At 70.9% G+C, this 7,716-nt stretch carries 3 protein-coding genes; all 3 read right to left on the bottom strand.

All coding sequences use genetic code 11. The features are described 5' to 3' along the window. Positions 1-222: 222 nt before the first annotated feature. Genes cas3g through cas7g form a run of 3 tightly spaced genes read right to left on the bottom strand, consistent with a single transcriptional unit; the run spans position 223 to position 6,752 of the window. Complete coding sequence (gene cas3g, locus C892_RS0125805) at positions 223-4,200, bottom strand: type I-G CRISPR-associated helicase/endonuclease Cas3g (RefSeq protein WP_017559578.1); 3,978 nt, start codon at positions 4,198-4,200, stop codon at positions 223-225. Next, positions 4,197-5,591 carry a type I-G CRISPR-associated protein Csb2 gene (gene csb2 / locus C892_RS0125800; RefSeq protein WP_017559577.1) on the bottom strand — a complete coding sequence of 465 codons (1,395 nt, stop codon included), beginning with the start codon at positions 5,589-5,591 and terminating at the stop codon, positions 4,197-4,199. The genes cas3g and csb2 overlap by 4 nt, the downstream gene beginning before the upstream one ends. A 3-nt stretch (positions 5,592-5,594) precedes the next feature. Beyond that, entirely contained in the window at positions 5,595-6,752 is a 1,158-nt protein-coding gene (gene cas7g, locus C892_RS0125795) for a type I-G CRISPR-associated RAMP protein Csb1/Cas7g (protein ID WP_017559576.1), read from the bottom strand. Between the last annotated feature and the right edge of the window lie 964 nt (positions 6,753-7,716).

Below are 7,716 nucleotides of genomic sequence, written 5' to 3'. Positions count from 1 at the left end.
CATCCTTCCCAGGGTTGAGAGCCTCCATCACACCCGGAACGAAACACGGCCCGCTCGGGGCCGTGGACACGCACCTGAACTGGGAAAACTCCTCCGTGCGCAATTCCCCATGCCCTGCAGGTGCACCTTTTGTCCCCCTGTAGGTGATTTCTTGCTTGGGAACCTCCCCGCGTTTCCATAGGCACTGACGGTCCCCAACCTCCCTTCTCCTCTCCACGTCCATCAGTAGAGGCCGACTTCCAGCGGGGCCAGGGCACCGCTGGAATTCTTCCCCGCGATGCGTTCGGCCGCCCCCAACGTGATAACGCCAAGCGGTCCCAGCGCCTCAGCCGAGGCCAGGAGCCCGGCGCCTTCAGAGTCGAAGCCGACCCGGTTGAGGACCGGGTGGATGATCAGAGCCCGGGCCGCATGCAGCTCGAGCTGCCCGTTCCAGACGGGCCAGCGCATAATGCGTCGGCGGCCGATGCGCTGCCACAGGGCCGCCTGAACACCCCGATCGTTCCCGGACAGGTGCAGAAACGGCAGAGCTTGGGTCGCCAGCCAGGTCGCCCCTGGAACACCCGCCGGAGTGGATTCACCGCTGGGCACATCAGCCGCGGTGCGGATGGCGCGGTGATCGAGGTACTCGCCGGTATAGCCATCGATCCGCCGCCATGAGGTCAAGGCCTGGGAGATCAGGTCGGGCTCAGCGCGGACCCGTTCGAGGGGGAAGGCGAAGAACGTCGCGGCGGTCTGCCTCCCGGCCGGGGCCATGAACGGAGTGATGGCGCACCGCCCGCCGGCATCGAGGGCCAGGTCGGTGGTGAGCACGGGAAGCCAGCGCTGCCCGCTTTCCCCCGCGGCCTGGACGAGGCCCGGGTAGTCCGCGCGGGTGACCCGGAGCGGGTCTCCGGCGCTGCCGTCCTCGTGCTGGCGCGGGGGCCAGTCCGCGGGGGCTCCCGGCAGGAGCTGCTCGTCGACCATCTCCTGGACGAGGGCGGCAAGGGTCGCGGCGATGGCGTCGGCGTCGGGCAGCGGCGAGGTGATGTGGGCGGTGGCCTCCGCGGAGTCGAAGGACAGCCGGGCCGGGATGTCGGCTTCTTCGGTCAGGAGCCGCAGTGTCCCCAGCGCGGCGAGGAACCCCAGAGGGTCGCGCCCATCCAGAGCGGCGAGCCGGACCCGGTTCTCGACCGCCCGGTGCCCCTTCAGCGATTGGGTGGTGGCCGCGCGGCGGGGGATGCAGGGGTCAGGGTCAGTGGTGACCCGGCCTGCGGCCGAGCACCAGATGTCGGCCATGCGCACGACGGTTTCCAACAGCGCGAGCTTCCATTTCCCGTAGCGATGTTGGAGCCGGTGGAAGCGGGCCGGTTGGTCGGCGTCGTCCAGGTCGTCGGTGCGTACGACGGCATCGGTGCCGGGCACGGCGACGGTGACGGGTGCCGGGTCGGCCGCGGCCGGTACCAGGGGGCGGGCCCGGCCGTGGTGGGCGGCGATCAGGTGCAGCACCAGGTCGGTGTCGAGGTCGTAGCCTTCGTGGTCGATCAGGTGGCGGGCGATCGCCACGGACAGGGCCTCGTGGCGCATGCCGCGTGGGTAGGTGCTGCGGCGGGCGGCCAAGCGGAAGCCGCGGGCGTCGGAGGGGTCCAGGTCGGACTTGGCGCGCACCGGAAGCCCCTCGGTCGCGCCCGGCGGCAGCCCGTAGAGCATCGCTTGGAAGCGCGGGTCGCGCTTTCCTTCGTCGTGGTGGCGCCCTGCCAGCCACACTGCGCACACCTCGGGCTCAGGGAGGCCGAGGTTTCGGGCGAAGTGGGCGGCCTGGCGGGCCACGTCCTTCTGGTGGTCGTCCAGTTCAACGGGGCCCGAGGCGGCCGAGGACACGGCGGCTCCGGCATCGGAGCCCAGGGGCCGGCCGTTGCCTGCCAGTACCCACTCCTTGTGCTGCGCGGGGTCGGTGGAGGTCTGCACGAGTTTGGCGAGCCCGTTTTCGGCGAGCGTGCGCAGGTTGGCTGCCAGGCGCTCAGACCGTGTGAGCGGTCCGCCTTCGGGAACCGGCTCCAATGAGGTCGACACGTCCGAGGTCAGGACGTCGGCGAAGTCCTCTGTTTCGGGCTCCTCCTTTGCTTCGAGGATCTCGTCTCGGGTGTTCAACAGTGCCCGGACCAGCGGGAGGGCTTCTTCGTCGGCCAGGTCGGCGAGGCGGTCGCCCAGGCGGACGAGCGGACGGCCGCGGCGGATCGCCAGGTCGGCCACGTCGGTGACGGGCCGGCGGTCTGCGGGGTTCCATCCGTACTGGTCGCACCCGCCGTAGGAGGCGGGCACGATGACGGTCTCCCCCGGCCTCACCTGCCTCAGGTCCACGGCCTCGACGTTCCCTTCGCCCCGGTAGACCAGAGCGGTGGTCCTGTCCGTCGTGGAGGAGTCCTCCATGCGGTTCCCGAGGTGGGGTTGGCCGTCGTCGCGAGCGCTGTCCATGTCGTCGACGTCGGCCTTGCCCGTGCCCGCGGCCCAGCGTTTCACCGCGGCCGAGCTGACCGAGAGCATCTCGTCAGCGGTGGGCGGGAGCGCGGCGATGCGCGTGGCGAGGTCCTCTCCGACCGGCTGGCCGGGCCGGGGGAGTTCGTCGGCGGTGATGTCGGCGCGCCAGACGATGTCGACGTCGGCGGGTCGGGTATCGATGCCGTGCAGGTACGGGGCGACGGGCACATCGGGGGCCGGGCGCGGGGAGGTGTGCGACCACAGGTCGACGGTGCTTTCCCACAGGTGCGGGATGTAGGAGGTGGGCGCCTCCATGGCGACCCGCTCGTGTTCGGTGAGCCGACTGCTCAGTCCGTCCAGTGCGACCGGGGAGACCGCGTGCCCGGCTCCCAGGTCGGCCGGATCGAACCGGCCCTTCCTGGGCTTGTTCGCCTCTGTCAGCGAGGACAGCCAGGACCATGTGGCGTTGCGGGCCGGGCCGTAGACCGGGTCGTCGTCGCCGGTGGCGGGGTCGTGGACGATGACGGCGGGGAACAGGCGGGTCCCGTCACGGATCTCTGGGGCTCGGCCGAGGCGCCCCAGGCGCTGGACCAGGGCGCTGTAGGAGGCCGATTCGCTCACGAGCGCGTCGGCGTCGATGTTCGCCCCCACCTCGACGGTCTGGGTGGCGACAACGTGCAGGACGTCTATGCGGGTGCGTTCACGGCCGAGCTTCATCAGGGGGTAGGCGGTGGCGATGAGGTGGTCGCGGTCGATGGGCCTGGTGCGGCCGATCATCAACAGGCGGTCCTGCTCTTCGACCCCGAGTTTGCCGAGGGCCTTGTGGACGGCACGGGCGCGCTGCACCGTGTTGCACACCGTCAGCACGACCCGTCCGGGCTCTTTGGAGGCGTCGCCGAGGGCGTGCGCCCACCCGGAGAGCTGGTCGACCACCGCTTGGGGCGCTTTGGCCTTGGGTGCCGAGGGGGCGATGAGGTGGAGGCGGCGAGGGCTGCGCAGCCGCTCCTTGGCGACAGGGTGGGCGAGGTCGTCCTCGCCGGTGGAGTGCACCCGTGCGCCGCGGGCGACGGTGATGGTGGCCGACATCGGCACCACGACCGGCGCGGCCAGCCGGTCCCCCGGGGAGGCGGCGCTGGAGAGGGTCTGCAGGAGCGCGGTCGACAGGTGGGCCTCGTCGCACAGGATCAGCGAGTCGGTGCCGACCAGGGCGGCGTCGATGGGGGCCAGGTTGGGGCTCAGCCCGTATCCGCGCATCAGGATCCGCGAGCCGATCTGGTCGACGGTGCCCACGACCACCGCGTGGGCGTCGGGGCGGGTGACCCACCGCCAGGACCAGGTGGTGCCCCCGCGCATCCGCTCCACCTCGAGGGGCTCACCGTCGGGTTCGGGGCGCAGCAGGTCGGCGACGTGCTCCACGAGCTTTCGGTGCTCGGGTTCGCATTCAAGCGCCTGGGGACGGGACAGGGCGCGGGCGATCTTGAGGGCGTGGTCGTAGGCCTCGTCGACCACGAGGCGGCGGTCGACGATGAAGAAGGTGCGTCGCCGGGCTGCCGGTGCCCGGGCCGCGGCGGCGAAGACCGCGATGTCGATGATGGAGGTCTTGCCTAAGCCGGTCGCGACGTCGATTCCGGCGGGCCAGTCCTGTCCGTCGAGGATGCGGACGGCCAGGTCCTGCTGCCAGGGGAACGGGGCGTAGCCGTGCATGGCCCGGTAGAAGTCGACGAAGGCCGAGGCGTCCAGCTTCACTTCTCCTCCTTCTTCGAGAGCGGGGAGAAAAGGCCAAGGCCCAGGTAGCGCATGGAGCCCGCGATCACCGGACCGCGCACCGGCTCGGCGAAACGGATGCGGGCGTGGACGAGCTTTCGGCGCGGGCGGTTGGGCGGGTAGGTGCCCTGGGCCGGGCGGTGGAGCCCGCCGGGCAGCATCGGCGACTGGGAGGTCTCCACGACCTCGGGCCGCGGGTATCCGGCGCGTTGGAGGCTGTCGGCCACGTGCGGGCGCAGGTCGGCCTTGGGGCGCGGGTGGCGGTCCAGCATCACCGGGGTGGCGCTGACCCATTCGCGTTCGCCATGGTGTCCGCCGGTCCATGCTTCGGGGACCAGGTGCCACGGTGAGGAGGGCCAGGGCTCGTAGGTCAGGTCGAGGTGGCCGGCCTTGCCCATGACCACGCGGACCGGGTTCTGGGCGAAGGTCTGGAGCTGGGCGAGCGCGGCGGGGTCCAGGTCGTCGGGCAGGCCCAGGGCCATCCCGAGCAGGTGGCCGCGGGCATTGCGGTGCCCGGCATCGATCAGGCCGAGGTAGGCGATATGCCCCTGGCCGTCCTCGGCGTGCCCGGTTATCTGAGGGGCGGCTTCACGGTCCAGGCGGCTCAGGACGGTGCCGCGAAGCGCCTGAGTCGCCCGCAGGAGTTGTGCCCCGTCGGGGCGGACGGTTCGCGCAGGCAGGGAGAACACCAGCATCCGGGAGAAGGCCCCTCGGGCTGGTTCCTCTGTCTGGGCGGGTTCTGCGGGTGCGTCCTGCTGGATGTAGTCGAAGGTCTTGGCGACCTCATGGGCGCGCCCCCCGCGTTCGAACACCTCGTCCAGGGCGGCCAGGTAGCCCGGGTAGGGGGCGCGCATCCGGACCGCGCCCCGGGTTCCCGGATGGGCGGGCTGCCAGACCTTCCACCGCGGATCCTCCTTGGCGGAGGTGTGGACGCGCAGGGCGATCGGGGTCGTCGACCTGCCCAGGTAGGGGACGCGCCATGCCAGCTCCCCGAGCACCTCAACCGTTCGCGCTTCGGGGGCGGCCTGGGGCCAGACCAGTGCGAAGGAGTCCTCAGAGGGAAGGGCGCTGACCCGGGTCCGTTCGGTGGCGGTGCGCCCGGGCCAGTGCTGGCTTCCGCCCTTGGGGCTGGTCTTGTTCGTGACCACATAGCCGGTGTTCCGGGATACGGAGAATCCGGCGCCGGCGCACACCAGCGGCTTGTCCTGCTCCTCCAACCACCGGAGCGCATCGCGCTCTGCCTGGCTGCGGGCGACCGAGACCATCGCGCAGAACAGGCGGGCCGGGTGCGGCGGCCATTCAGCGCGCCGCCCGGTGCCGTCGGCCGCGTCGTAGCGCCCCTGGAGGAGGCGCGCGTCGATGACCAGAGCCATGGCCTACTCCGCTTCGCCGGGCTCGGCGCGGGTCAGCGCGTAGTCGATCGCCTTGGCCAGGTTCTTCTGGGGGGTCAGGGCGATGGTGTCGGTGGACATCACCAGCCCCGCCTGTGCGGTGCGTTCGCGCAGCTCGGTGAAGGCTTCGATCGCCTGCTCGGCGTTGATCTCCACGGGCTCGGGGCCGCCGGGGGCGATGAGGGCGACTTCGTGGCGGGTACGGACGAGGTCGCATCCCGAGCGCAGCCACAGCGAGGGAGCGGCGAAGGCGAGCCGGTCCCCGGCCAGTGCCAGCGCCGCGAGCGTGGCCCGCGCCAGCACGCACGCCTCAGGCGAGGCCTTGCCGAATCGCATGTTGTCCAGGCCGGCAAGGGAGATCCACCCGTGCCGGCGGGCACCGGTGATGGCCACACCGCCGTGGGCCGGGTTGGGGGCGATGTTGCCGTGCCCGCGCTCACTGAGCTTGGAGCCTTCCTTCTTCGGGCCCTTCTTCTCCCCGGGGACGGCGAACTCCCACGAGTCGCCGTCCGCCTTGGCCTCGCCGGTCAGGTTGAGCGGATCCATCCGGCCGCTCTTGCGCCTGCCCTCCTTCGGGGCGAGCCCGATGATGCTGGAGGAGTAGGAGCGCGCGACCTTGACCCCGCGGCCCTTGCGGTGGGAGTCCCAGGACCCGAACAGCAGAGATTCCGGGGAGAGCTCGAACAGCGGGCTGAGGTCGGCGGGGGTCACCGAGCGCAGACGCCTGCCTGGCTCGGACTGGTCGAACTTGGCGCCGTCGAGTTGGGCGTCCCGAAGGTAGGCGTCGGCGAAGCGGTGCGGGAACTCCAGCGAGGTCAGGCGGACCGGGATGCCATCGGAGGCCTGCGCGGTCAACTCGAACAGCGGCAGGTCGATGCGCCCTTCGTCGCGGGCGCGGAGCAGCGCGGCCTCCACCCGGTTGGCCTGGCTAGGCACCTGGTCCAGGACCACCACGCGGGTGTCCTCGCCATCGATACGACGCTCCTCGAAGAGGTAGACGGGCTCCTCCTCCGACGTCGTCGGGAAGGTCGGCGGGAAGACCTTGTCGGCGCCGGCCGGGATGTACTCCGTCGTCGCCTCGATGCCGGCGAAGGGGCGATCGGACCCCACAGCCTGCAGCAGACGCTCGGACAACTGCTCCATGTGCCGTCCTCTCCTAGCCAGACCTGCATTCGACGATGAAGCTTGGGCAGAGCTTAGGACTGGCCTGTGACAGCACGGATCAAGACGACTACGCGCTCAAGTCCGGGGGAGTACTCGGGCCAGCTCACCACGGGGCGCTCGAAGGCCCCGGAACCCGCCCCGCGACCGGCCTACACTCATAACGCCCCTCAAATTGTGGGGCGGCAACGTCGCACCGCCTGAGCACCGCACAAGACAGGGAGGGGGACAGGTTGGGAACCCCAAGCGCCCATAGAATCCCCGGGAGGTTCCCCAGCTCGAAATCCCCCATAGAGGAACAACGCACCCTTCAGAGGGAAGCTCGACAGCATCTACAGCGGCATTTCGCCTGTTCAATTGCCGTGTCCACGGCCCCGAGCGGGCCGTCCACGTTGAAGGCCCGGCACCGACGGCATCAGCGAGCCGGCGGGCCCCTGTGTCCACGGCCCCGAGCGGGCCGTCCACGTTGAAGGCTGCGCGGCGACATGACCATCCGCCGGCTGCACGTGTGTCCACGGCCCCGAGCGGGCCGTCCACGTTGAAGGCAGTTCGCCTCGGCCGCCGGGGGGCTGGTGGCGGTCGCCGAAGGGTGTCCACGGCCCCGAGCGGGCCGTCCACGTTGAAGGACCAGGGACCGCCGCACGATGACGGGCTCGGCGGGCGGGGTGTCCACGGCCCCCGCGGGCCGTCCACGTTGACAGGCGACTGACACGGCTGGGCGGATCGTCCAGCGGGTCTGTCCACGGCTCCGCGCACACCGCCTTCACCGGAGATCCCCACAATTGGAGACCCGCGACCGCCCGCCATGGCCACTCGTGTGGGGCACCCATGCAATAGCGCGTCCGAAGCGGCCCTGCTGGCCCCACTGCTTGATCAGGCGTCCCCAACGTGCCTTGCGGTTGAAACGGAGCGCGATCTCCCTGCCGGGGGCAATGAGCCGTCTTCG

This window comes from Nocardiopsis baichengensis YIM 90130 (assembly GCF_000341205.1).
In the GTDB taxonomy this organism is placed as follows: domain Bacteria; phylum Actinomycetota; class Actinomycetes; order Streptosporangiales; family Streptosporangiaceae; genus Nocardiopsis_A; species Nocardiopsis_A halophila.
This window is presented reverse-complemented; position numbering and strand designations above follow the sequence as displayed.